Origin of the sequence: Kiloniella majae, from assembly GCF_002118315.1 — a bacterium.
GTDB classification, from domain to species: domain Bacteria; phylum Pseudomonadota; class Alphaproteobacteria; order Kiloniellales; family Kiloniellaceae; genus Kiloniella; species Kiloniella majae.
The window spans coordinates 107299-133503 of the sequence record NZ_MTSZ01000004.1; the positions used below are offsets into that span (position 1 = coordinate 107299).

Annotated in this window: 23 protein-coding genes and 1 tRNA gene; 12 read left to right on the top strand and 12 right to left on the bottom strand. The window is 45.4% G+C overall.

Annotation, left to right across the window (positions count from 1 at the left end; translation table 11 throughout):
- Positions 1–15: 15 nt before the first annotated feature.
- The 4 genes from BKB51_RS13335 to BKB51_RS13350 all read left to right on the top strand — a co-directional run bounded on the left by BKB51_RS13335 (position 16) and on the right by BKB51_RS13350 (position 7506).
- Entirely contained in the window at positions 16–4422 is a 4407-nt protein-coding gene (locus tag BKB51_RS13335; protein WP_085901593.1) for a translocation/assembly module TamB domain-containing protein, read from the top strand.
- 212 nt (positions 4423–4634) lie between these two features.
- Positions 4635–5885, top strand: a complete 1251-nt coding sequence (locus tag BKB51_RS13340) for a UbiH/UbiF/VisC/COQ6 family ubiquinone biosynthesis hydroxylase (protein WP_085901594.1) — start codon at positions 4635–4637, stop codon at positions 5883–5885.
- 310 nt (positions 5886–6195) lie between these two features.
- The gene (locus BKB51_RS13345) at positions 6196–6894 is read left to right on the top strand and encodes a hypothetical protein (protein ID WP_085901595.1); all 699 of its coding nucleotides are present in this window, start codon (positions 6196–6198) and stop codon (positions 6892–6894) included.
- 27 nt (positions 6895–6921) lie between these two features.
- Positions 6922–7506, top strand: a complete 585-nt coding sequence (locus tag BKB51_RS13350; RefSeq protein WP_085901596.1) for a TetR/AcrR family transcriptional regulator — start codon at positions 6922–6924, stop codon at positions 7504–7506.
- A 14-nt stretch (positions 7507–7520) separates the two neighbouring features.
- On the opposite strand, the gene BKB51_RS13355 is transcribed toward BKB51_RS13350, so the two are convergent.
- From BKB51_RS13355 to BKB51_RS13375, 5 genes are all read right to left on the bottom strand, one after another.
- Positions 7521–7919 carry a gamma-butyrobetaine hydroxylase family protein gene (locus BKB51_RS13355; RefSeq protein WP_085901597.1) on the bottom strand — a complete coding sequence of 133 codons (399 nt, stop codon included), beginning with the start codon at positions 7917–7919 and terminating at the stop codon, positions 7521–7523.
- A 44-nt stretch (positions 7920–7963) separates the two neighbouring features.
- Positions 7964–8146, bottom strand: a complete 183-nt coding sequence (locus BKB51_RS13360; protein ID WP_085901598.1) for a Trm112 family protein — start codon at positions 8144–8146, stop codon at positions 7964–7966.
- Positions 8147–8192: 46 nt separating this feature from the next.
- Entirely contained in the window at positions 8193–8894 is a 702-nt protein-coding gene (locus BKB51_RS13365) for an LON peptidase substrate-binding domain-containing protein (RefSeq protein WP_085901599.1), read from the bottom strand.
- Between the two features lie 80 nt (positions 8895–8974).
- Positions 8975–9889, bottom strand: coding sequence for a thioredoxin family protein (locus tag BKB51_RS13370; protein ID WP_085901600.1), 915 nt, complete (start codon positions 9887–9889; stop codon positions 8975–8977).
- 160 nt (positions 9890–10049) lie between these two features.
- Entirely contained in the window at positions 10050–10493 is a 444-nt protein-coding gene (locus tag BKB51_RS13375) for a prolyl-tRNA synthetase associated domain-containing protein (protein WP_245813280.1), read from the bottom strand.
- 256 nt (positions 10494–10749) lie between these two features.
- On the opposite strand from BKB51_RS13375, the gene BKB51_RS13380 reads away from it, so the two are divergent.
- Positions 10750–10824 (top strand) — tRNA-Gly (locus tag BKB51_RS13380).
- 154 nt (positions 10825–10978) lie between these two features.
- On the opposite strand, the gene BKB51_RS13385 is transcribed toward BKB51_RS13380, so the two are convergent.
- Entirely contained in the window at positions 10979–11770 is a 792-nt protein-coding gene (locus BKB51_RS13385) for a substrate-binding periplasmic protein (RefSeq protein ID WP_158090230.1), read from the bottom strand.
- A 260-nt stretch (positions 11771–12030) separates the two neighbouring features.
- On the opposite strand from BKB51_RS13385, the gene BKB51_RS21310 reads away from it, so the two are divergent.
- The 3 genes from BKB51_RS21310 to BKB51_RS13400 all read left to right on the top strand — a co-directional run bounded on the left by BKB51_RS21310 (position 12031) and on the right by BKB51_RS13400 (position 18566).
- The gene (locus tag BKB51_RS21310; RefSeq protein WP_085901603.1) at positions 12031–12237 is read left to right on the top strand and encodes a DUF2842 domain-containing protein; all 207 of its coding nucleotides are present in this window, start codon (positions 12031–12033) and stop codon (positions 12235–12237) included.
- Positions 12237–12632, top strand: coding sequence for a hypothetical protein (locus tag BKB51_RS13395; protein ID WP_085901604.1), 396 nt, complete (start codon positions 12237–12239; stop codon positions 12630–12632). Before BKB51_RS21310 ends, BKB51_RS13395 begins: the two co-directional genes overlap by 1 nt.
- Before the next feature lie 1098 nt (positions 12633–13730).
- The gene (locus BKB51_RS13400; RefSeq protein WP_085901605.1) at positions 13731–18566 is read left to right on the top strand and encodes an NAD-glutamate dehydrogenase; all 4836 of its coding nucleotides are present in this window, start codon (positions 13731–13733) and stop codon (positions 18564–18566) included.
- Positions 18567–18740: 174 nt separating this feature from the next.
- Here the strand turns inward: BKB51_RS13400 and BKB51_RS13405 are convergent, their stop codons facing one another.
- The gene (locus BKB51_RS13405) at positions 18741–19061 is read right to left on the bottom strand and encodes a YbjQ family protein (protein ID WP_085901606.1); all 321 of its coding nucleotides are present in this window, start codon (positions 19059–19061) and stop codon (positions 18741–18743) included.
- A 95-nt stretch (positions 19062–19156) separates the two neighbouring features.
- The gene (locus BKB51_RS13410; RefSeq protein ID WP_158090231.1) at positions 19157–19939 is read right to left on the bottom strand and encodes a substrate-binding periplasmic protein; all 783 of its coding nucleotides are present in this window, start codon (positions 19937–19939) and stop codon (positions 19157–19159) included.
- 244 nt (positions 19940–20183) lie between these two features.
- Here BKB51_RS13410 and BKB51_RS13415 point away from each other — a divergent pair, with 244 nt between their 5' ends.
- The 3 genes from BKB51_RS13415 (at position 20184) to BKB51_RS13425 (ending at position 22473) form a co-directional block, all read left to right on the top strand.
- A complete protein-coding gene (locus BKB51_RS13415; protein ID WP_085901826.1) occupies positions 20184–20858 on the top strand; it encodes a LysE family translocator in 675 nt (224 codons plus the stop codon).
- 207 nt (positions 20859–21065) lie between these two features.
- Positions 21066–21614: a YaeQ family protein gene (locus tag BKB51_RS13420; RefSeq protein ID WP_085901827.1), complete on the top strand. Its 549-nt coding sequence runs from the start codon at positions 21066–21068 to the stop codon at positions 21612–21614.
- Between the two features lie 82 nt (positions 21615–21696).
- Positions 21697–22473 carry a nuclear transport factor 2 family protein gene (locus tag BKB51_RS13425; RefSeq protein ID WP_085901608.1) on the top strand — a complete coding sequence of 259 codons (777 nt, stop codon included), beginning with the start codon at positions 21697–21699 and terminating at the stop codon, positions 22471–22473.
- 61 nt (positions 22474–22534) lie between these two features.
- Here the strand turns inward: BKB51_RS13425 and BKB51_RS13430 are convergent, their stop codons facing one another.
- Positions 22535–22843 carry a helix-turn-helix domain-containing protein gene (locus BKB51_RS13430; protein WP_085901609.1) on the bottom strand — a complete coding sequence of 103 codons (309 nt, stop codon included), beginning with the start codon at positions 22841–22843 and terminating at the stop codon, positions 22535–22537.
- Between the two features lie 103 nt (positions 22844–22946).
- Here BKB51_RS13430 and BKB51_RS13435 point away from each other — a divergent pair, with 103 nt between their 5' ends.
- On the top strand, positions 22947–23774 hold the full coding sequence (locus BKB51_RS13435) for an 8-oxoguanine DNA glycosylase (protein ID WP_085901610.1): 828 nt from the start codon (positions 22947–22949) through the stop codon (positions 23772–23774).
- Here BKB51_RS13435 and BKB51_RS20640 read toward each other — a convergent pair.
- From BKB51_RS20640 to BKB51_RS13445, 3 genes are read right to left on the bottom strand one after another with little or no spacing between them, the layout of a single operon-like run.
- Positions 23709–24389: a nitroreductase family protein gene (locus tag BKB51_RS20640; protein WP_125911842.1), complete on the bottom strand. Its 681-nt coding sequence runs from the start codon at positions 24387–24389 to the stop codon at positions 23709–23711. The genes BKB51_RS13435 and BKB51_RS20640 overlap by 66 nt on opposite strands.
- Positions 24382–24975, bottom strand: coding sequence for a 7-cyano-7-deazaguanine synthase (locus tag BKB51_RS13440; protein WP_085901611.1), 594 nt, complete (start codon positions 24973–24975; stop codon positions 24382–24384). Before BKB51_RS13440 ends, BKB51_RS20640 begins: the two co-directional genes overlap by 8 nt.
- Positions 24972–26201: a PfkB family carbohydrate kinase gene (locus BKB51_RS13445; RefSeq protein WP_085901612.1), complete on the bottom strand. Its 1230-nt coding sequence runs from the start codon at positions 26199–26201 to the stop codon at positions 24972–24974. The genes BKB51_RS13440 and BKB51_RS13445 overlap by 4 nt, the downstream gene beginning before the upstream one ends.
- Between the last annotated feature and the right edge of the window lie 4 nt (positions 26202–26205).

Here is a 26205-nt window from a genome sequence, read left to right on the forward strand (position 1 = left end):
GAAAATGGGCCCACAATGAAAATGAGTAAAGGCAAGATTATTGCCTCGATCATCTTTGCTCCACTGGCCCTTGTTTTGATTCTGTTGCTAGGCGGTTATGTTTATCTGCAAACGGATAGCGGTCGGGCGACCCTGTTGGCACAGATTGAGGCAGCGGTAAATGACCCCGCTGGCTTGACCATTGATCTACAACAGCTTGATGGCAATGTCTTTTCCAATGCTCGGCTTGATAAGGTTATCCTTCGCGATCCTAGAGGGGATTGGCTTGAAGGAACCGATCTTGTTCTGGATTGGTCGCCACAAAATTTGCTGTTTGGTCAGCTAAAGATAAACAAGATCTCTGTTGCTTCTCTGGTTATGCAGCGTAACCCGGACTTGCCTCCCTCACCGGAAGAGGCGCAAAGCACATCATCCCCCCTGCCTTTACCAATTGATATAAGCTTGCGTCAGCTTGATGTCGCAAAGATCGATCTCGCCGAGAATATATTGGGGCGAGAGGCTCTGTTAGCAGTATCTATGAAACTTTCTGCGCGGGATGAAGAGGGAATTCTCAGTACTCTTGATATCGACCAGCTTGATGCTCATCAGGGATCTGTGAGCGCCAGGGTCAATTACCATCCCGATGCGGATACTCTGTCCATTGACGCACAGTTGACAGAACCTCAGGGAGGCTTGATTGCACGAGCCTTAAATCTTCCCGACTATCCAGAAGTTAACTTTGCTATCACAGGTCAGGGACCGCTTGTGAATTGGCAGGGGCAGCTCAAAGGTAGCGCAGGGGAATTGTTTAAAACGGATCTGACCCTTTCCAGTCAGGGGCAGGATACGATTACCTTTGACCTTTCTGGCGCAACAGAATTTTCAGAGAAGCTGGCGGGTTCCCTGCCTTTTGTGGATAGCAAACCGATAGATCTGAAGTCGACAGTCCTCTGGGACAAAGAAGATGATCTGATTAGTTTGTCATCATTGGATATTATCAACACAAATCTGAGTGTTTCTGTCGGTGGTAATTTAGATCTGGATAGTGAGAAGGTTGATATCTCTGCGAATGCAGCATTATTACAGGTCGATGCTTTGAATCAATTGATTGCACCTGCTTCCCTTGGGCGCGGGCTTGTTGATTTGGATGTTGCGGGTGATTTCAAATCAATGAATATCGCTATAACTTTTCAGGCGGGGGGCATCAAGCTTAATCCGTCTCCGCAGTCAGATGCCGCAGCGCAGGATGCTTTACGTATCGGGGACATCATTGGGAGTATTAGCTCTGATCTCAATTTAACTTCATTGGAAATGATCCCCGTGAATGCTTCTGCAGCTCTCACAGAAGTCACTGGGCTTCCTCCGCAGGCGGAGAAAGTGCTTGGGCGTAACCTGCGTCTTGAACTTGAGAGCCACTATGTACTCGAAAGCGGGTTATTAAATATTCCGATGTTGCGGGCGAGAGGAGCTTTCTTCAGTGCTGATGTCAGGGCAGCCATGGCAACCCGTGATAATACAGCAAGCTCAAAGATTGCAATCATTCTGGACGATCTTTCCCAACTCGCGCCTATAAAGGGAAAGCTTGTAACCGAGCTAAGCGTACAGAGTCTGGATATTGCAAACCAGATGACGGGTAATATCTCTGTCACAGCTCAAGACCTTGATTTGGGTGATACTGACCTTCAAGAATTGGTAAGCGCGGAACCATCCTTGAGTGCCAATGTCAATTTGGGTGATGGGATCTTCAGGATATCGGATATCGTTTTACCGCTTCCGGTGGCACAACTCGCAGGGTCGGCTGAACTTCCTGCCACTTTTGAGAGCCTTGTAGCTAATGTAAAGATAGAAGCCCCGGACCTTGCTCGTTTGAATAAAGTTGCTGGACTTTCTCTATCAGGATTTGCAAACTTTGAAACAACTCTGAGCGGGTCAATCGGCGATCCAGAGGCAGAAGGAAAGCTGACCGTATCGGCTTTGAATCTGGATCAGAATACAATTGGAAATCTGGCGACAACTTTTAACGCGAAGACGTTAGCGAGTGGGGCAAGTGGCGTTGTTGAATCTGAGCTTCGTGGTGGAGTTCTGCCGCTGGATTTAGCATTTGGATTTTCTTTGCCAGACTATGGGCAGTTAGAAGTCGCTGATATTCTTTTACAAACGGGCCAGAACAATATTGTCGGTTCAGCATCAGTTCCCTTTGATGGTAACCCCCTTATCGCTGATATACGGGGAGATTTGCGCGACATTTCTCCTCTTGGGGCAGCTTTTGGGGCTGATATCGTCGGTGCAGTCTCTACTAAAGCCGTCTTGAGCGAAAAGGGCGGCGCGCAACATCTGGATTTGGGTCTGAAGGGGAACAACCTTTCACCTGATTCAGGGGCCACGGTTATCAGGACCCTGGATGTGGCTGCTACCTCACAGGGGGATTTTAATAATCCTCAGTTGGCGATGACCGCTAACCTGTCCGATGTTTCTGTTCAGGACCGTCTGATTGAACAAGCTCAATTGGACGTTACGGGCGGTTTATCCAATGCAGATTTTACTTTCGCATTGAATAGCTCAATGGCGCCTTCTATTGCTTTGGGGGGCAGTGGAAATCTGATGCTCCCGGTGACAGGGAAAACGACATTGACGCGTTTTAACCTGTCTCAGCTTGATGGCACAATTGCGGAAAAGGTCCTTACCTTGCGTCAAGCTCTTGTGGTGATTCAGGGTCAGGACAAAACCACTGTCGATCCCTTTGAGCTTTCGTTTGATCGCGGGATGATTACAGGATCTGGGGAACTGACAAAATCCAGTGCTGATGCGAAGGTAGAAATCAAAACATTTCCCGTGGATCTGGTCAATCTGGTTGCCCCTGATCTGGAGATTAAAGGAATGTTGGCCGGAAAGGCAAATTTGTCTCTACGTCCTGAAAATGCACAGGGAAGTCTTTTGTTAAAGGCTGAAAATATTAAATTTTCAAGCGATCCGAATACAACGATACCATCGTTGCAAACAACATTATCCGGGACATTAAACAATAACCGTTTTGACTTTAAAAATGATGTAACAGGGTTGGAAAAATCAACGGTTCAGGCCAAAGGATCCGTGCCTCTGCGGGTTGGATTTTCACCTTTCTCAGTCGCGGTCTCTGAAAATCAGCCTTTGACCGGGGATCTTTTGATCGACAGTGAGATCGAGAGCCTATGGGCTATTCTGGCGCTGGATACACAGGAAATGCGCGGGCAATTCCACACTGATCTCCAGGTTTCAGGAACCGTCGCAAATCCGCAGTTGATCGGCTCAGCAACTTTGCGTGAAGGCCGATATGAAAACATTGAATTGGGGACACTCCTCAAAAACATCACGCTAGATGCCGGGTTGGAAAATAGTCAGCTATTGCGATTGAGCCTACAGGCAAATGATAACAAACAGGGAATCTTGAGATCTGAGGGTACTGTTCGCTTTGAAAATTTAAGTAACCCATTGGTTGATTTGGCTATCCAGCTCGATAATCTTGCTGCTCTCGATCAGGATCAGATAGCGGTACAGACCGATGGTAACATTGCAATCAAAGGATCTCCGGCCAGTTTGACTGTCGCGGGTGATATCACAACACGGGAAACCAATATTAATATCGGCAGTGCTGTTGCCCCAAGCGTCGTGGATCTTGAGGTCACTGAAATCAATCGACCAGATCAGCCGAATGCGGGTGATACAAAAGCTGAGAAGGAACAACAACCTTCAAAAATTTCGTTGGATTTGTTGTTGAATATGCCGCGTAAGGTTTTTATCCGCGGCCGGGGCCTTGATTCTGAATGGGAAGGCAGGTTTACGATCAAAGGGCTTGCCCATGCACCGATTATTGAAGGGTATCTCAGTCCGGTCAGGGGACAATTTTCATTTGCTGGGAAAAACTTCAAGCTTCGGCAGGGTAAAATAGCGTTGCTGGGTGGTACTCAGATTGATCCGGAATTGAATCTTTCCGCAATCTACGAAGCTGATAATGTGACAGCTATTGTCTCTATTCAGGGAACAGCATCGAACCCAAAGATCAGCTTCTCTTCGCCTGATGGATTGCCCGAGGATGAGGTACTTTCCCAGGTTCTCTTTGGAAAAGCTTCGGGTAAGCTCTCTGCTGTAGAGGCTCTTCAACTTGCATCGGCCATTGCATCCTTGTCCGGTAAAATAGATTCTGGCGGTGGTGTTTTGGGCTTTGCCCGGGATACTTTGGGTGTAGATGTTCTCACAGCGGGAACAAATTCCGATACGGGATCGCCAGAGGTCAGTGCCGGAAAATACATTACTGATAATATCTATATCGGTGTTGATCAGGGGGCTTCAGCGGACAGTACCAAAGCAAAGGTTCAGATTGATCTGACACCCAATATCACGCTTGAGAGTGAAACCGGACAAACAGCGGATAGCAAAGTCGGCGTATTTTGGAAATGGGACTACTGATTAATTTTATTGAATGAATACCCGTAAGAATCAGTAATTGAAATCTTCAGGATAAATTGTCGCAAATAGTAGTTCGTTGTCGGTTATCTTTTGGCAAAGGCTGAAATCCCTCTTATATAAGAACGAACAAGTCTGGCGCTGTCGGATTACCTTTGTTCTGAATATGTGCCTTACCTTACAAAAGATCCTGAATACAAATGGCTTAAAATAATATGGCTCAAAAAGATCTAAGCGTTGAAGTTCTTGTTGTTGGTGGTGGCCTGGTTGGCTTGACCCTGGGTGTTGCTCTTGCTGGCGCTGGAATGGACGTTGCTGTTGTTGATCGCGAAGAACCTTCTGATCAAAAAGCCACGCCTTTTGATGGGCGTTCATCTGCCATTGCTCTGGGGTCGCAACGAGTCTTTGATCAGGTTGGGTTGTGGGACGGCATGACATGGGCGGCAGAGGCAATTCGCTACATTGAGATTACCGATGGTCAGATTGATCGGGGGGCGTCCCCGCTTTCCATGTCCTATGACTTTAGCGAAGTCGGCGATATGCCGATGGGGTGGATCGTAGAAAATCGTGCCATCAGACTTTCTACACATGCCAAGGCTGCTGAACTTGAAAATCTGCATCATCTGGCACCGCATAGCTTGCAAGAGCTAGAGAGAGATAAGCGCGGCGTTGTTGCGTCACTAGATGATGGAACAAGTATCAAAGCGCGTTTGGTAATTGGCGCAGACGGGCGCGGCTCTCAGCTCCGTAAAAATGCCGGGATTAAGGTATCGGGAACAGATTACCATCAGAACGGTATTGTCTGTACTGTGGTACATGAAAAGCCCCATAACGGCGTTGCTTTTGAACACTTCCTGCCTTCAGGTCCTTTTGCGCTTTTACCCCTGCCTGATAGTGAAGAGGGCGTGCATCGCTCTTCACTGGTCTGGTCGGAAAAAAGAGACCTTGTTGATGGCTATATGTCCATGAGTAATGAAGATTTTGCCAATGAGCTTCATCGACGATTTGGCGAGAGTCTTGGGGCCTTTACTGTAACAGATATGCGTTGGTCCTATCCCTTGAGTTCCTTACACGCCGAACGTTACACGGATACCCGGCTCGCACTTGTCGGGGATGCTGCACATGGTATGCATCCGATCGCAGGGCAGGGGCTGAATCTTGGCCTTCGCGATGTTGCTGCATTGGCTCAGGTTGTTGTTGATGCACGAAGAGTCGGGCTTGATGTTGGGTCTCCTCAGGTTCTGGAAGATTACGCAAAATGGCGTCGTTTTGATAATGTGCTCTTGCTTGGTGCTATGGACGGCCTTGTAAAACTTTTTTCCAATGATTTGGCACCTGTACGGGTGGCGCGTGACCTCGGTCTGGCTACAGTTGACAAAATTCCACCTGTAAAACGTTTTTTCATGAAGCATGCCATGGGAATTGTCGGGGATTTGCCTCGTTTGATGCAGGGTGAGAAACTATAGTTTCGCTTAAATATAATTTCACATGAGTATAAATTCATTCGGTGATTTCAAAGGCACAGATGCTTGGTCATAAAGATGAATAAACTGGACCAGAAAATTCGACTGAAAATTTTACCAGAAAACTCACAAATAAAGCTTTCTGAACCAATGACATAAAATCGCCAGAGTTGGTTGTTATCTTTATGCTAATGTTTGAGAATATAATGTGATATCTCACAAAATATTGAGTATAAAATCTTGGCATAGGCTGGCCTAGCTTGGCCCGGCTTGGAATTGGATGAGTAGAAGTTGTTTGCGCGGAGAGATATCAGTGTCTTTCATAAAAGATGAAATTAAATGGCCTGACAGTATCTTTGCAGGCCTGTTTTTTCTGACCCTGGGCTTGATGCCTATAGATAAGGCTCATGCTGCAGGTGATTCTGTTATTGCCCAAGGTGGAAATGGTGAGGTCTTTTTTGCGGCTTTGCCTGATCAATGGCAGGCGTTGCCCCGTAATACGCAGGCTCAATCAACGACTGCAGAATGGTTGCCGCCCGGGCAGGACGTCAACAACTGGAAAGACATGATTACCGTTCAGGTTTTCCCGGGGTGGGCTGATGGTGACGTTGTCAGCTTTCTGGATGAATTGGCAGCGATCTATAAGCAAAATTGCGAGGTAAGCGGGGCAACACCGCCTCTGAAAGATCAAGTGAACGGTTTTCCGACAGGCTTTCGCTTGATCAACTGTACCCGTGATTTAACGCGCAATACTGGCGAAGTAGCACTCTTTCGGGCAACTGTTGGTCAGAATGCCTTGTATTTGATTCAACATGTTTTTCGCGTGCCTGAATTTGAAATCGGTGCGCAACCCGTTACCAATGAGGCAATGAAGCAGGCTTTTGAAGGTATTCGGACCGGGTGGGCATGTAATCAGAACTCTAAAAAACATCCTTGTCCGCCAAGTTGGCAAAGTTCTTTGTCTAAACTGGACGGCAAGCCATCTGTTGTTGTGATCAAAGCCCAGAATTAACAAAACTAGCGGTACGAACAGAACGTGATGCGGCGATCTAAGAAACGTGACCACCTTGTTGATGTGGCGCTTGGGCTTTTTTACGCTCAAGGCTTTCACGCGACAGGTGTTGAACAGATTATCTCCGAGGCCGGGGTGGCGCGTATGACGCTTTATAAACACTTCCCTTCCAAAGATGATTTGATTATTGCGGCTCTTGAGCGACGTGACGAGCAGATCAGGCAATGGCTTTTAAATTATATGGTAGGACAGGGGGAACCAAGGGACCAGCTGTTATCTATGTATGATGCGCTGGAATTGTGGTTTAACGATCAGGCTTTTCCGGAACATCGTTTTTCAGGCTGTATGTTTATCAATGCAGCTGCGGAATTCTCTGATTACAAGCATAAGGCTCATGAAGCTGCTGCCCGCCACAAGGCTGTTTTAACAAAAGAAATCACAAGTATAGTTGAAAAAGCAGGTTTTTCTAATCCCGATGAAATTGCGGCAGAACTCGTGCTTTTGAAAGAAGGTGCTATTGTGACCGCACAGGTAAGTGGGGATAAGAGTGCGGCCGTACGGGCTAAAAAAATAGCATCTAAACTCTTGGCCAAAGAAATAGTAACCAAGTAATAGCAGCCTTATTTTCAAGGGTTTCTGGAAAGACCCCGTTTTTCCATTTCATCCAGATATGTTTGCCAGATGGTCTCTTGTTCAGTTGCCAGCTTATAGAGATACTGCCATGAATAGATTCCCGTATCGTGCAAGTCATCAAAGGTCAATCTAACGGCGTAGTTTCCAACGGGCTCAATTGCCATAATGCCGACCATACTGCGTCCGGAAAGGATCTGCTTCTGGCTCGGGTGATGGCCTTGTACTTCTGCCGAGGGACTTTCCACCCGAAGGTATTCTGCAGGCAAAGCAAAGTTTTTGCCATTTTCAAAGGTTATATGAAGGGCCCGTTCATCTGATTTATATTTCAGGTCTGTCGGCCAGTGCTCAGTGTGAAAACCCTGGGCATTATCTTCTTGGATTGACTCAGTCATTTATGATTTATCCAGAACCTGTTGATTTACCAGAATCTTTTGATTTAATCGAGTGGTCTGGCTTCGTCAGTAAGCATAACGGGAATGCCTTCGCGAATAGGGTAAGCGAGCTTTGCCTGGCGTGAAATCAATTCCTGATTTTGCGCATCATACTCCAATGGCCCTTTGGTTTCCGGGCATACAAGTATTTCGAGTAATTTTCTATCGACGCGTGGTTCGTTGCTCATAATCTTAATCCATTGTGTCCTGATCTATCTTATAATCAGATCAATTTTACTGTTTGGCAAAGTTTTGGTTACTTTGGTGCACGGCCATATCCATGATTGTTTCCATGATATCTGCACGCTGTATCAAAGTTGAGGCCTCTAATATTGCTTGCTTTTCTGCTGATGAAAAGGGGCAAATCATCGCAAGGGTATTTACCAGGCGATGATTGTTTGTATGTTCGATGGCTTTCCAGTCAGCATCAATATTGTTGACGTCAAAATAGCTCCGCAAACAGGACAAAAGTCGGGCACGGTCTAAGTCTTCGGACTCGGTATTTTCCAGATCCGGGCGATAGGGATTATAGTCCGGAAGAACACGTCTGTAACCAAATTCAGCGGGTGTTTCTTCGGCTACATTATAACGAATTAGACCCTGTAAAGAGATCAGATATCGCCCGTCATCTGTCTCCATGAAGGATGTTATGCGTCCAAGGCACCCGACTTTGTAGAGAGGCATCTTGTCATCATTCAAGATATCTTGATCTAGGGTATCTTTATCTAGAATACCGTGGGCAGGTTTGCTGTTTGGTTGAATCATACCAATGCACCGGCTTTGTCCCAGTGCATGATCAATCATGGTAAGATACCTAGGTTCGAAAACATTAAGCGGAAGCGTTCCCCCGGGTAGTAAAAGTGCGCCTTCCAATGGAAAAATAGGAAGTTCGCTTGGGAGCTCGTTAAACTTTGGGTCGAAGATACCACCGGTCATAGTATGCCTTTTACGACTGTATTATTAGGGGAACCCGCCTTAATTTTTTTGCTTGGTCTATAATCGCGCACTGATCAGTGTTAGCTAAAGAGCAACGAAGATAGTTTACCGCGCGCTTTCATCGTCATGGGATCCATCATGCCCCAGGCTTCAAAAAATTTCAAAAGCTGAATACGCGCTGCATCATCATTCCATTCACGATCATGCTTGATAATATACAACAGATGATCAGCAGCTTCTTCGTGGCTGCCGTTTGCCTGTAGTGCCAATGCCAGATCAAACCTTGATTGATTATCGGTCTGGTCTGTCTCAACCTTGTTCTTCAGCGCAACAACTTCTTCGTTATCAAGGCTCTGACCTGCCAGTTCCAGTTTGGTCACAATTGCTGAAAATTCTGGTTTGATTTTTACATCATCTGGCAGTTGATCAAACAGAGCCTGCGCTTCTTCTTCCATGTTAGCACTAATTTGGCACTCAAGCATACCAATAAGCGCTGGTTCATTATCTGGTACGTGTTCCAGAATTTGACTATAGATTGACATCGCTGCCAAATCGTCTTGATTTTCCCGGGCCATTGCTGCTTGCTCAAGCGCGTCTGCAATAGGGTCGCCTTTAACACCCCCGGTTTTCTGGATCACAGTATCAATAAACTTGGTGATTTCGCTGGGGGGCAGAGCACCGTTGAAGCCATCAACAGGTTGTCCTTGGAAAAAAGCGTATACCATTGGTACGGATTGAACCCGTAACTGTGACGCCAGCATCTGATTTTCATCAATATTGACTTTGACCAGTTTTACAGCGCCTTTGGCTGCCATAACGGCCTGTTCGATGGCGGGCATCATTTGTTTGCATGGTCCACACCATGGCGCCCAAAAATCGACGAGAACCGGTTGGTTCATGGAAGCTTCCATGACATCTTTGGCAAAATCTTGCTGATTGGTGTCCTTGATCAGGTCAGCTTGGGGTGCTGGGGTGCTGCCGATGAGTTCTTCCATAGTTCAATATCCGAGCTTTAAAAGTTTATCCTTGAAGTGCAAAAATCCGGGAAGCAGATAGAGCTTTTGCTGTCCCAAACATTGACTTCAATTGTAGAACCTCAATCCTAGAGAATTTATACCTGACAAGATGAGGTTGAATTACCAGAACTGCAAGGGGTCAAGTTGCGTCTTGCGCAAGTTGTGCCAAATTATCCATATCCAGTTCTTCTGGCGGGTGATCGATCGCGGCCAGAAATTGCACAAGATCTGCAGGCTTGATTGAGGTGGTCATTGTATTGGTCAGGGGGTGCGAATTAATGGGTGACTGCTTCATCATTTGTGAATCGAGAACAACTTTTACGGCGTTGTCTTTATCATTGATTGCGGTAAAGGGCGAAACCGATCCGGGGGTGATGCCAAGAAATTCCATCAACCGATCTGCACTGCCAAAAGAAAGCTTCCCTGCACTCAAGACTTTTCCAAGTAACTTCATGTCGATTTTTCTGTCTTCAAGACAAACCAGAAGCCACATCTGTCCCTTCTTGTTACGGAGGAAGAGGTTTTTTGTATGAGCACCGGGGAGATCGCTACAATGCTCTTTGGATTCTTCAACGGTATACACGGCGGGATGGGTAATCGTTGTCGTTTCGATTCCAAGTGCGTCGAGTTTTTTAAAGAGATCGTCAGGGGTACAAGGGGTGCTGTTGGTGATATTTTTTTGCCTGCGTCTTTATGCAAAATTTGTTTATAATTAAGGGTATGCCTCGTTTTTTGTGTCTTTAAAACAGGAAAGAAGCAAGAAGGATTATTTTTTTGTGAAAAAAGCTCTTGCAAAGTCAAACTTCGTGGCGTAAATACCCCTCCACCAACACAGAGACGCGGGCGTAGCTCAGTGGTAGAGCATCTCGTTGCCAACGAGAATGTCGTGAGTTCGAATCTCATCGCCCGCTCCAGTGTTATATGAAAAAGACCCGGCTTTGGCCGGGTTTTTTCGTTTTAAAATAAATCTTTATGAGAACTAAGCTGAAATTGATCGGCGAGATTTATAAAACAGGCTTTCGGGCAAAAATTTAGAAAAATCGATTATAACACTTCACTTTGAGTCGATTAATTCACCTTCACTTCGATACCTGTCTCCAAACTCCAAAGAGACAAGCTGGGAAGATGTTTACCAAGTATCGCAGCGTGTTTGCCCTCTTTGATAAGTTCGTTCAAAGCCTCCTGCCATTTATTGACCTCTTCCAAAGGCGTGTCCTTTGAGAATGCAAGATACATATCCGCTTGATTGAGGACTGCAATAGGCCTTACTTCCGTGAAGCTCAGGTTGCTTTTTTGCAGGTCGAAAGACATGGTAAGATCAGAGACTTGTAAGGCAGAAATTCGGCCACTTATCAAAAGATCCAACTGCTTGTCGACCTGATGAATGGGGATTAAATTGTGAAAGGATAATTTTGCCAGTGCTTTATGCACGGCACCTTCTGCTTGTAATCCGATACTGTGAAGAGCTTTTAGATCCGAAATATCCTGTCCGGAAAAATCGGATGATTTTCTTATGAAAATGTAATCGCGTACACTGTAGAGTGGGCCAACCCAGTTGAACAGGTTTTCTCTTTCCTTTGTACGAGTGATGGAAAATATACCGGTATTAGGGGTGGAAAGCGCTGTGCGATAAGCCCTTTTCCAAGGGAAAACCTTAGGGGCGCTCGGTGTGCCTACTTTTTTTTGTAAAGCACCGACAATATCAGCGCCAATTCCCTGAAGCTCGTTTTGCTCAAGATAGTTTAAGGGCGGGTAATTTTCTGTGACAAGTTGTATTTCTGATGCTTTTACCTCTGATGTCTTTACCGGGGAAATACTTAAAAACAGTAATAATATTATAAATGAGCGTAACAGTACCATTATATCCTCGATTCCTAAGCCCCCCGATAATCTTATGATCATCAGAGACTACTATAGTATGTTTACTGTTAAAGATACTTTAAAAAAGCTTTGGTTGTCTGGCTCTGATGAACAGGGAAATTCTGGTATATTTTAACGATGATTCAGAGGGAAGTTATCTAATAGAGTGTTTCTTTTTTATGCTGGCTCTTTACCGGTACGCAGGATATAAAATTATCCGTTCTGTTTTGCTTGTATTAACTGTTTAACGAGTTACAGCCTTGGTTAAAAACCTTCTTGGGTATCTACTGTTTTTTATTTTTCTCGGGCTCTATTCTGCGGTGGTTATTTCGATCGGGACAGACTGGCTTCCGGATCATCCTGTTGTACATCTTTTATACTACCCCTTTGTTGGACTTATCTGGGTTTACCCGGTAATTAAAGTGATGTTCTGGATGAAGCGACGGCGTGAAAGGCAAGAGAGTTAATGCAGTTGAACAGGTTCTCATGGTTATCGGTGTGGGTTTTTATCGCTGTAATCGTTGTGGCGCCAAGTGGTGCCAGATCCTTCGATAATCTTGGCCATGAAGAAACCCTGGATTTTTGTGTAACAGAACTTGGTAAACGCATAGGGGCCGAAAATGCCCTGAAGATGGAAGAACACTGTGGGTGTGCTGCGGACCTTGCCCTGAAAAAAACGCCTGATTCTTTGAAGACGCCTTTGGTGCGTCTGGTGCGTCACCAGGGTTTAAGGCCTGAAGACCGTGCTGCACTCAAAGCTGAATCGGGAAATCTCTTTCTTTACATCGCAATGCTCGACAGTCATTGCCCTAAAATTTTGAGCGACCCACAGCTTCAAAAGCTGCTCTTGCCCTCACAATAGAGCCTGCATTCAGCAATAACATCACCCGCTTTATTTTCCAGTTTACTGTGCAAGGACTGTGGTCTGATTTGTTTCATGAACGACTTGCTAAAAGTCGTAAGTTCAAGGGAATGAACTTTTGCTTCCACCAGAAGACAGTATTGGCCTTCTCCTGCCGAGGCAGATAGATCGGCGAGCACATAGCATTGATTAAATGACAATTTATCTCTGATTGCGTCGACGGATAGCGACGGGGCAGAAAAGCTTAGTCTGATAAATCTGTAAGGGTTAGATAGCTTAGAGGAATTAGATCGGCTGTATTGCTGCGGCTGAGCTGAAGTATTCATGATCGGATCTCGTGTGGCGAAGATTTAAACAAGCAGGCATGGTGATGGTCGTTGACATTTTCATGTCCCCGGTCATTCGCGTGCTTGTGTACATTCGCGCAAATATTGCTGTGTCTATCCGATACATGCTCATAGAGTTACCTCTTCTCATGTTTTAATGCAAGTCGCAGATGAACAAGTCACAAAGGTGTCATCCTGTCTTATGTGCCAAAGGTGAGGTCTTGGGAATTTTTTGTGCGTGCTGTTGCTCCCAATATCCGGATTTATCCTTTTCTGGTTCTGTGTAGCCAGTCTTCCGCCTGTAAGTCTTCCACCTCTAGGGTTCATAATCTGTTGGCTCTAGAAGAAAGGAAAATTGTGGATATTTTACGGCCTGAAGGTGTTTCAAGGAAGATTGTGCGGTCGATGGTGACTTTGGTAGTGACGACTCTGGCAACTATGACTCTGATCGAATCTGTTCCGTAACCTGAGGGGCTAAATAGCTTTGATCCATGCCAAAAATAGATAATGCCAATGGACTCTTTTTGTTCTCTTCTATTCGGTGGTTTTATCCTATGCGCCTTAAACTTATGGGCGAAAATAATGTGGATAACTTTACTCTTTTGTAAGTATTGAAAAAATATCCTGTAGGCGACGCATTTTTTACTAACAATGGTCCTGAAATAGGTTAACGTGGTTTGTCCTACACCTTTAAGGGCGGACCTGGGGTGAGGACGTCGAATAGAGCAATAACCTAATAATTAAAAAGCGACAGCGGTCCGAGGAAAGAATAATGGCCATTCATGGCAATGACAGTACATCTGAATGTATTGATAAAGTAGTCAAACTGGTTCACAAAAAAATAAGCGCTGATAAAGCCCAGATGATTGAACAGTTTGTTCGCACTTTTTATGAAAACGTCCCACCGGATGATTTGCGTGAAGAGACAGCAGATAACCTTTTCGGGGCTGCTCTGGCTCTTTGGGGGCAGTTGTTACAGCGCAAAGCCGGAGAAAGTAAAATAAAGGTCTATAACCCACGACCTGAAGAGCACGGGTGGAAGTCGTCACATACCATTATCGAAGTCGTTAATGACGACATGCCGTTCCTTGTTGATTCGGTCACGGCGGCGCTGGAGCGTCTGGATGTTGAAGTACACTTGGTTGTACATCCCGTCCTTAGCTGTATCCGTGATACAAAGGGTAAACTTAGCGCGATAAATTCCAACGGTGGTGGCGAAGGTATCCTGACTGAATCTGTAATGCACATACAGATCAGTGAGCAGGTTGCGGAAAGCCACACCCAGATAGCGCACGAGCTGACCAAAGTTTTTGAAGACGTCAAAGCTGCGGTCGAAGACTGGCAGCCGATGGTGGGCAAGATGGGCGATGTTATCAGCGAGCTCAAAAAATCACCGCCGTCTCTGTCCAAAACTGAAATTAGTGAATCCATTTCATTCCTTGAGTGGATGACTCAGGATAACTTTACCTTTCTTGGCTATCGCGAATACAAATTTGAAGGCGAAGGCACCAATTCAATTCTGAAGGTATTGCCGAATTCACTTGGTGTATTGCGCGATATTGATGTTCACGTTTTTGATGGTTTGAGGGATTTTGGATCTCTGCCCGCAGAAGTGCGGGATTTTATGACCAAGCCTGTTCTATTGCGCATCACAAAGGCGAACCGTCGTTCAACAGTACATCGCGCTGTGCATCTGGATACGATCGGTGTGAAGCGCTTTGATGATAAGGGCAAAGTGATCGGCGAAATTCTTTTCGCGGGTCTTTTAACCTCGACCGCCTATGCCCGTTCACCGAGTGATATCCCGCTTCTACGCCATAAGGTAAAAAAGGTTCTCGACAAGTCCGGCTTCAAGTCCGGTAGTCATGACAGCAAGGGTCTGGCGCATATTCTTGATACTTACCCTCGGGACGAACTGTTCCAGATTTCAAGCGCTGAACTATCCACAATCTCTCACGGCATTCTTCATTTACAAGAACGTCGTCGGATTGCGCTTTTTGTGCGCAAAGATCCTTTCGAACGTTTTGTTTCCTGTTTGACGTACATTCCGCGTGATCGCTTTGATACTGCACTGCGTCGGAAGATCGGAAGTCTTCTTTGTGAAGCCTATAATGGTCAGGTCAGTGCATTCTTTACACACCTGTCTGATACTGTCCTTGCCCGGGTTCATTTCATTATTAAAACCACACGTGGGCAGGTCCCGGATGTAGATGTCGCTGAACTGGAAGCTCGTATAGCTGACGCTGGTCGCTCTTGGCAGGATCGTTTGGAACGAGTTCTGATTGAAGACCGGGGTGAAGAACAAGGTATCCGGGCGATGCGTCGTCTTGGCGCTGCTTTCCCGGTCAATTATCAGGAACACTTTAACGAAAACGATGCGGTTTTTGATATCACCCGGGCTGAAGAAGCACTTGAAGGTGATGGCTTGGCGATGAATCTGTATCGTCCGCTTGGGGCTGATCCCGAGCAGGTTAGATTCAAGATTTATCTACGGGATAATCCGGTTCCATTGTCTGATGTCTTGCCGATGTTGGAAAACATGGGACTGAAAGTTTTCAGTGAAATTCCTTATCACTTTAATTCTCTGGAAACCGGTGAAAACGTGTGGATGCACGACTTCAACATGGTCATATCCGGTGATCAGGAGATTTCTATTTCCCATCTGCGTGAAGGTTTCCACGAGGCCTTTGCCTCTGTCTGGCATGGGCAGATGGAAAACGATGGTTTTAACCGGCTGGTTCTAATTGCGGGACTAAAGGTTCGTGAAGTCACTGTTCTTCGTGCTTATTGCAAGTATCTCTTACAGGCGCGCATTCCTTTCTCTCAAAGCTATATGGAACAGACGCTGGCGAATAATCCAGATATTACCCGGATGCTTGTTGACCTCTTCCTTGTACGCTTTATGGGTAAAGGTACCGAGCGGGACGAACAGCTTGCAGACGATCTCAATAGCAAGATCAATGAAGCGCTGGATAATGTCAGCAACCTCGATGAAGACAGAATTATTCGTCGTTTCCGCAATGTTATCGAATGCACGTTGCGGACAAATTTCTTGCAGAAAACAGAAGAAGGCGATTTTAAAACCTATCTGTCGTTCAAGCTGAATTCGGAAAAAATCACCGATCTACCGCTACCAAGACCCTATCGCGAGATCTTTGTCTATAGCCCGGATATTGAGGGTGTGCACTTACGGTTTGGCCCTGTTGCCCGTGGTGGGTTACGTTGGTCAGATCGGCGTGAAGATTTCAGAACGGAAATTCTTGGCCTCGTCAAAGCACAGCAGGTCAAGAATTCGGTCATCGTGCCTGTGGGGTCTAAAGGCGGTTTTGTGGTCAAGAATCCGCCATCGGCCAGCGAAGGACGCGAAGCTTTTATTGCTTCAGGTATCGAGTGTTATAAAACCTTTATCCGTGGCTTGCTGGATCTAACCGATAATTTGGTGGCTGGCGAAGTTGTACCGCCTGAAAGATTGATTCGCCGTGACGGGGATGATCCTTATCTGGTTGTTGCGGCTGATAAAGGCACGGCAACTTTTTCTGATATCGCAAACGGCGTTTCTGCTGACTATGGCTTTTGGTTGGATGATGCTTTTGCCTCTGGTGGTTCTGCCGGCTATGACCATAAAAAAATGGGCATTACGGCCAAGGGCGCGTGGGAATCTGTTAAACGTCATTTCCGCGAATTGGGGAAAGATATTCAGTCCGAGCCTTTCACGGCGATCGGTGTTGGTGATATGTCTGGCGATGTGTTCGGGAACGGAATGTTGCTGTCTGATCAGACCAAGCTTGTCGGTGCCTTTAACCATCTTCATATCTTTGTTGATCCTGATCCGGATGTGACGAAATCCTTTGCTGAACGCAAGCGTCTTTTTGATCTGCCGCGTTCGTCCTGGACAGACTATAACGAGAAACTGATCTCCAAAGGCGGCGGGATTTTTGATCGTAACGCCAAGTCTTTGAAGATCAGTCCGGAAGTAAAAGCGCTGTTTGGTATTACCGAAGACGAATTGGCCCCCAATGATTTGCTTCGCGCTATGCTGAAATCAGAGGCCGAATTACTCTGGTTCGGGGGCATCGGAACCTATGTGAAGCATTCCAGCGAAACCAATGGTGATGCCGGGGATCGTGCCAATGATGCCCTGCGTCTCAATGGTAAGGAGCTGCGGTGCAAGGTCGTGGGTGAGGGTGCCAATCTGGGCATGACCCACCGGGCTCGTATTGAGTTCGCGCAAAATGGTGGCCGTGTGAATGCTGACTTCCTGGATAATTCGGCGGGTGTCGATTGTTCTGATCACGAAGTTAATATCAAGATTTTGCTCGGTGCTGTCGAACAAGACGGTGATATGACTCGCAAACAGCGTGACAAGCTACTGGAATCCATGACTGATGAGGTTGGTGATCTGGTTTTGCGCGATAACTATCTGCAAAGTCAGGCCATCTCGGTCACGGCCAATATTGGCGGGCGCTTGCTTGACCGTATTGCCCGCTATATGCGGTCTTTGGAAAAACAAGGTCTGCTGAACCGTGCAATTGAGTTCCTGCCTGATGATGAGATGGTTCTCGAGCGCATGAAGCAGGGTCTTGGTTTTGAACGGCCAGAGCTTGCGACCCTTATGTCCTATAGCAAGATTTCTCTCTATGACGAATTATTAAGCTCTAACCTGCCTGATGATTCCTATATGGAAGATACGCTGATTGACTATTTCCCCACGGCCTTGCGGAAAAAGTTTACCAAGCAGATTGGCGAGCATCGCCTGCGTCGTGAAATTATTGCCACGGCGGTGACCAATGACATGATCAACCGGGTTGGTATTACCTTTGTCTATGAGGTGAAAGAAAAAACCGGCATGGCGTCATGCGACATTGCACGGGCCTATACCATCGCCCGTGAAGTGTTTGATATGAATTCGTTGTTCGCGATGATCGAAGGACTGGATAACAAAGCACCTGCGTCCCTTCAGGCAACGCTCCTGGCCGAATGTGGTCGTTTGATTGAACAGGGGACTGTCTGGTTCCTGCGTCATGGGGCTCATCCGCTTGATATCCGTAAAGAGGTCAATTCCTATGGTAAGGAAGTTGGCACCATTGCGGATCAACTGGAAAAACTGCTGTCCAAGGAAAACACGGCGCTTCTGAAAAAGAAAATCGCCAACTTCAAAGGACAGGGTGTTCCGGCTGATATTGCCAAACGGATAGCGGGTCTGCGTCTTTTGACACCGGCCTGTGATATCGTCCGTCTTGCCCATACCCTGAAAATGCCCGTGGATACGGTTGGCAGTACCTACTTCTCTATCGGGGAACGCTACGGCTTTGATTGGTTGCGCAGTGCTGCCGGTCGTCTGCCAAGTGAATCTGCATGGGATAAACTAGCTGTAACGGCAATTGTAGATGATCTCTATGGTCATCAGGGTGAATTGACATCTCGCGTACTTGAGGCAGCTGGAAAAACCGACCGTGTCGAAGCGGCAATCAAAGAGTGGGCTGAATCCAAACGCCCACTGGTAAACCGGACGGAACAGATCCTCGCGGAATTGAACGCCGCCGGAAAGCCGGATTACGCCATGTTGGCTGTGGCCAACCGCCAGCTCAAAAACATGGTATCTTCTTAGGGGTAACTTCGTTACGTTTATTTAGGACTTAAATCTAAAGGCCAGCTTCAATATTGAAGCTGGCCTTTATTATGGCTGATACGTATGTAAGTCGCGGTTCACATAGGGAAAAAGGCCGATGCAACCGCACCGACCTCAATCAAAACCCACATAATGTGTGCATACGAAGTATGCTTAAGCGTCTTCCAGGACCACGGCAGTACCGTTTGCGCTGACCATCAGCATGGAGCCACCGATTGATTCGTAATCAAGGTCCACACCGATAATAGCATTGGCGCCTGCTTCCTGCGCCTGTTCGATCATATCGTCCATGGCGTGATTCTTGGCACCGCGCAGGGCTTTTTCATAACCGCCTGCACGCCCGCCGAGCACGTCGGTGACCTTGGCAAAGAAATCCTTTACGAAGTTAGCGCCGACGATGGCATCGCCGCTGACGATACCTTTATAGGCAACGATGCGTTTTCCTTCGATGGAATCAGTTGTGACGATCTGCATGAAAGTTCCCCGTTTCTATAGTGATTTATTGAATCTGGTTGCTTCTTTATTCATGCCTTTTCTACAAGGACATGGCAATAATCAGTAGAAAAAAATCACCGCGCGGCGCCAACGTATTTTTCGATGACTTGGCGGTCTTTTCCGGCGGCGCGGTATTTTGCGAGTTGCTGGTTAAAGGAATCCCGAAGATTTTGGTTATTAAATCCGACCGATGCCTCTACCTTTGGGAAAACGGCGTGGGCAGAAAATATGTTTAAGTCTCTGCTTTTGTTTTCTTTTCTGTAGAAATAATAAAAGATGTTTTCGTCCAGTACGGCGGCGGAATACCTTTCCCGCAACAGCAGTTCGGGCATGGCGCTGACATTATTTATTTCGTTATAGGAAACGGCGTTATCTGTGGCTTCGGTAAAGACGGGACCAAAATATCCTCTGGCACCGACAAAGGTCACGACGCTGTGGTCGCTCAGGGAGCTGAGACCATTGAATATATAGCCATGCCTGCTGAGGGTAAAAACGGTGGGCTTATAGTCGATAATGGCGTCAGAGGTGTAGTATCCTTCTCTGTCGTCTTGATAAAAAACAGGCACGGCAACATCGGCGTCATCCTGGGTTACCATGGCCAAAGCGCGTTTTGTTGGCACAAAGCTGACGGTGGATCTGTACCCCATCTCATCCAGAACACCGCGCAGAATGTCCAGATCCATACCGCTTTCTTCGGTGGCAATCACATGGGGCGGATAGTCTGTGGCAACAATTCTAATTTCTTGGCTGGTACTGGCCTCTTGCCCAGAAGTTCCGCTTGCGTAGAGGATAAAAAGCAGGCTCCAAAATATAGGAACCACCAAGCCACGACGTTTGAACAAGCTTTGTTTGAACAAGCTTTTCCTCCCAAGATCAGATTTCCTGAAACAATTTTCTTTTTCGGGTACTATATAAATAGATTATCAACTATAGATTAAACTTTGCGAGATGTCGCCCAACATAATCTTCTGCACGCTTGGTTTTTCTGCATACTATTTCTTTGGGTCGATTGGCCCTGTTGCATTATTTCCTTTAGCATGTGTTCTGTGGCGGGTCGCAGCCATAAACATCAAACGATATATTTGGGGAGGGCAGGAAAAAATGATAGATTTCATGTCGTTAGCATCCATCGGACTTGCATTTTTTATTGTTGCTGTCTCTCCCGGTCCGGCAACACTGGCGAATGCCACGGTATCCATGAGCAAGGGGCGTAAAGCGGGCCTGATCTATGGTGCAGGCCTTTCCTGTGGTCTCGGTTTTTGGGGGATCGTTGCAGCCAGCGGTTTGGGCGCGGTACTGCAAAGCTCGGTTTATTTGCTGATGATCCTCAAGGTTTTTGGTGGCTTGTATCTGCTGTGGCTGGCCTTTCAATCGGCCCGCGCGGCGATGAAACCCGATGTTGAAAAGGGAACACCGTCCCCTGATAAAAAGGATATTGTGCATAACTCGTTTATTCGGGGTTGGTTCATTCAGGGCCTCATCCTGAATCTCTCCAATCCCAAAGCTGTTGTGGCGTGGATGGCGGCACTTTCCGTCGGGTTGGATGCCAATGCCAATGCCAATGCTAATGACGGGGTCTGGGCCTATGCGTTAATTGCTGCGACCCTGATGTGTATGGTTATCGGTGTGTTGGTCTATGTGTTTTATGCCGTTATCTTTTCTTTTGGCGGCATCATGCGTGGTTATAAACGCTGTCGCCGCTGGATCAATGGTGCGATCGCCGGGCTATTTACCTTGGCAGGGTTCGGTTTGATCCGATCGGCCTTTATTAGGTAGCTCTATAATCACCGTCCATAATAAGCCGCTTCTCGTGTTGTTAGGTGCTGATATCTTGCTGCGGCGTTGCACAAAGGCGATCCGGCGGCTTGTAGTCTTTTCCGCTTTCCCAAAGCAGCTAATCCCATTAAACAGAACCAGCAAACAAACCCCGTAAACAAACCCAATAAGATCTCAACTCCCCAAAAAGCAGAACAGGCGCACCTCATGGCAAAAAATGCCACCATTTATAAAATCGAACTTTCCGTTGCCGATATGGATCGTCACTATTACGAGACCCATAATCTGACCGTTGCTAAACACCCTTCGGAAACCGATGAACGTTTGATGGTGCGCGTGCTGAGCTTTGCGCTAAACGCCCACGAGCAGCTGGAATTTACCCGGGGCCTGTCTACAGAGGACGAACCCGACCTGTGGCAGAAAAGCCTGAGTGGCGAGATTGATCTATGGATCGCGCTGGGCATGCCGGGGGAAAAGATCGTGCGCCAGTCCTGCGGCAAAGCCAACAAGGTGATGATCTATTGTTATGGCGGCTCCACAGCAGAAATGTGGTGGGAGAAGATCAAGAACAGCACCACCCGGTTTGACAATCTCGAAGTCACAAACTTCTCAAGAGAAGACACCCGCGCCCTGGCCGACCTCGCCAACCGCTCCATGCGTCTATCCGTCACCATACAGGACGGCGACGTCATGGTCGCGATTGACGACAGCACGTTGCATGTAACGCCAATTAAATGGAAAAGCGCGGCTGTGTGAGTGTAATCATCTTTGAGATAATATGTTATCTTGGGCTTGGATCACGAGATCGGTGTAATCTGAAGCAAAGGGGTAGCAGGCCATGGACCAGAAAAATAAAAGGTCAAAGAAAGATCAAATCCGGGCCTTGCTAAAAAGCATAGAGACCGGCGATCCCGCCCCCATTGCGGTGGTGAATGAAGCAAAATACATTCAGCACAACCCGCAAACTCATGAAGGCAGCGAGGGCCTTGCCGCTCTGTTCAAGCGCCTTTCCAAAACGGGACCGAGGGTGAAGATCGTCCGCGCCTTCGAAGATGGCGACTTTGTTTTTGCCCATACGGAATACGATTTCTCACGCCGCAATATCGGCTTTGAAGTCTTCCGTTTCGAAGATGGCAGGGCGGTCGAACATTGGGATAATATCCAGCCCCGCCTGGGTCCCAATCCAGCGGACCACTCCATGATCGATGGCCCCACCGAAGCAACCGATCACGCCCATACAGAAGAGAACCGAAAGCTGGTACAGGCCTTTGTTGACTCTGTGCTGATTAAGGGCGACCTCGATCGTCTGACAGATTTCCTTAACCCACAGTATTTCACCGATCACAATCCCCGCCTAGGCGAAGGGATAGATGCGTTACAACAGGAACTGGCAAGCACCCGCAAAGGACAAAGGCGCATCAACTATCAGCGTACCCACCGCATTCTGGCCGAGGGCAACTTTGTGCTTTCCATCAGTGAAGGCAGCTTTGAAGGCAAACATACCGCCTTTTATGATCTCTTCCGCGTGTCAGAAGGGAAGTTGGTAGAACACTGGGACACTACTGAAAAGATTGCCCCAAAAAGTGAATGGAAAAACAATAACGGGAAGTTTTGAGTGAGAGGGTATCTGAGACCTTGGGTTTAGGTGTTGTGAGTTTCTATAAACATTTTATCCATTAATCTGCTAATGGCTGCAAGGTTTGAATTATTTGAGCCAATATCTCTGACTTTTCTCTACTACTACCACAAAAATTACGAATTGCAGTTGCTACGTTATTGGGGATCGGAGCTTCCTCTGATTTTCGATAGTTTTCGATATGACGCATGATTTTTATAGCGTTCTTACTAACTCGTTTTCCGTTTCCGCTAACCCAGTTAGATATCTGTGATTGGGGAACACCAGTTTCCTTTGAAAGCTCATTTTGACTAAGGCCTGTTTCATCAAGATATTCGATTAATTTTTTTTGAAATACTGAAATATTCATTAGAATAATTATCGCTTTTAATCGTTTTATAGGTATAATATAGATTAAAAGCGATAATATCTAGTGTGTTATTATCTTAAAAGCAAATGACAAGGTGCCCTTGATGCAAAAGGTATTCATAGAATCTGGTTATGGTTTAGTTCAGATGGATTTTCCATCTGATACAAAAGAAGTCTTACCAAGTGTGAAATGGGGCGATGCTACAGGCTTCCCTACAGTTGCTTATTGGCTTTATAAAGTACTGGAGAAACGTTTAACTGGAGATGTAATTACATACAAATTAGGTAATTCTCTTATTGAAGAAATTGGAGCCTGTCTTTTAGGTGGGCATGGAATTCCTGCTGCAAATGGTTTGGCTGCATATGAACATATGCGATCTAAAGGTGCTTTTAATGGAAAAGTATATAGCGAAAATGACCTGTATACATGGTTATCGGAACCGATTAATTTAAATGGCAAGACTTTTAAATATCGTTTTGCTAAACAAAAAGCCAAATATCTTCATTCCGCTTTAGAAAAGACCTATAAGGAGGAGGCGCCAATAATTTCGGGGAAAATACTTCGAGATTGGTTGCTTGATATTAAAGGTGTTGGGCTTAAAACTGCGTCGTGGGTAGCTAGAAATTGGCTTGATGCTGATGATGTGGCGATTTTAGATATCCATATATATCGAGCAGGAATTTTGGGCGGCTTTTTTAAGCCAGAAATGACTATAGAAAAAAATTATCAAGAATTAGAAGAGCAATTTATTTCTCTTGCTCAATCCATGAAGATACGAACATCAGAATTGGATGCTGTGATGTGGTATGAAATGCAAAATTCTTTATCTATTCATCGTTTATTGTCGTTGCAAGAGCCAAGTAACTCACTTGGAATCCGTCAACCCACCGACAACTGCGGTGCCAACCCCGAGCAAATTACGTTGATTTGATAAAGTGTTTGCTTGTTTACGACCCATCAAGCCTAACATGCAAAATGCGAGGTCAAAATTCTCAGCTATAAGGCTTTGAGTGGAGGCTAGAGCCCCAGACTCTCTGAGGGCCAGAAATTCAGCATTTTTATATTTACAATTTAATCTATCTAAATCGCAAATATACCAGATTAAATAAGCTGAATTTGGGCAATCAATTATTTTCTTACATTTTAGTTTGAATTGGCTAGGTATAGTTGTGTCGATGTTGAGTAAATCAAAAGTATGGCAGCGCGAATTATAGACATACCAAGTATCAAGTTCAAATTTGGAAATAATACAATCTATTGTATGCATTGCACCAGCAGAAGGTGTGTTGCGCTTTTCTATTGTCAGCCCAAGTTCATTTACCATTGATTTTTTAGTGCGGCTAGATTGATAGAATAAAGGACTTAACTGTTCGAGTTCTATATTAGAAAAAGTTCTTCTCGACTGCCTAGATTCTATAACTTTGGTAAAGGACTTTAAGGTTGTATCGGTAAAATAAGGTAATTTTACTCTTGAGATAATATTGTATTTTATTGCTTCTAAGGGAGTAACGTTATCTCTTATCTCGACCTCTTTATTTTTAGTCATTATAAAGACCAAGCTCATTTAGTGTAGAGTAATGTTTGTTACAGCCTCTACAGTTAGCGCAAGGTATATTAGCTTTATGGCATGAGTGGCTCCATGCCAACAATTCAAAGGGTATCTTAGAGTTTTTGATTAGTTCAGTAGCAGTCATTTTAATCGCAGGTGCTTCGATCCTAATCCTTCCCTCTTGGTTCACCAAGAGTTGATTTATATTCTGTATAAATTCTGGTGTTCCATCAGTATGATATTGATCAGATTTGACTGTTCCAATCATTATTTTTTTACACTTCTTTTCAACGGCTTTCATCGCGCAGAGTGTGATTAATAATTGATTGCGAAAAGGCCACCAATCACTTTCTGGAGCTAACTCGATAGTAGGTCTGTTGGTTAAATCGCCACTTCCTAACTCAGAGCAATCAATATCAATATTGATTAAGTTAATACTCAGACTCTGGCAAATCGCATGAGAAGCTCTCCTTTCAGCCTCAGCAGCACGTTGTCCATAATTTATGTTAAAAGCTATGTCAGGTTTATACATATAAGCTAAGGCTGTTGAGTCTAAGCCACCAGATAGTAATAGGCTTATCATGTATCCAGCCACGCAAGATGATAGATAGACGATGCGAAGTCGTTAAAGATTTTACAGCCTGAGCCTTCATACATTTTTAATTCTTCATCCTTTGGGTTTTCGGCTAGAATTATCACAGGTTTATTGATGCTTCGAGCATATCCTATCTCGAATAATGTACCAGGGTCTGTGCCGTTGAATAATGAGTACATCACATCGCAATTTTTTATAGCGTCTATATCTTTTTGCACTACCTCTTCTGCAGAGCCAATTCCGATTTCATGGTAAGGAGAAAAAACATCTACGCCGAATGATTCTATTATATGTTTGGCTTCGTTAATCATCCATAATTCAGGTAAAGTAAAAAAAGGTCCAGCTAAATAAACTTTTTTCTTTTTTGAATTAAGTTTGATTGGATCTAAGTTTTTCTCAAATAAATTCAACCCTTCTTCATTATTCATTATTCTATGGCTAACATAATATGCTGCAGCAATACTTGACATTCTAGCTGCGTCGGTAAGGCTTAACTTTTTGATTAACCAGTAAAAAGTAAATGCGGCTACAAATGAGTCGCCTGACCCTATCGGAAATATTGTTTCTGTTTTGTAGGGAGGTACCCAGTTATTCTCGTTTTTTGAGTGAACGAAAACCCCCCTTTGTCCACATTTAACAATTATTGCGGATGCTTTTTCTTTTTTAAGCAGCCAATTAGCCATTATCTCAATGGTGTCTACAGAAGATTTTTCATTTATATAAAATTGAGATAACTCATTGTTATTGGTAACATATATTAAGGTCTCAGCAGTGCTTCCGGTTTCAGAGAATAATATTGGATTATAAGTATTTTGCGGGTCATAAACGGCTACTCTACATTTTACTTTCGGGGTGGTTTCAATCATTCCAAAAACAATAGCAGAATCAAATTCATCACTACTTAAATCAAATGTTGGTAACTTTCCTCGTGTAATATGAGGAGTCACTATAGGCTCTGAAAGAGGGTGGAAGTAATCAAATTTAGTAGTTTTTTTGCAATTACTAACGATAAGTTCACAATTGTTGGTAAATGCGAAAGTTTCTTCTAAAAGGGCTTGGTCATTTGCGGCAATTCTAGCGTGGAGTTTTATCGTTGTTTTAGGGGTAAGCTGAGATAAGCAAAGCGCTGCCCTGCCTGCCGATCCTTGCAGTGTTTTATGCTCAGGCCAAGAGCAATACTCTTTGTAAGTTCCGCCTATGATATGAATATTCATAATC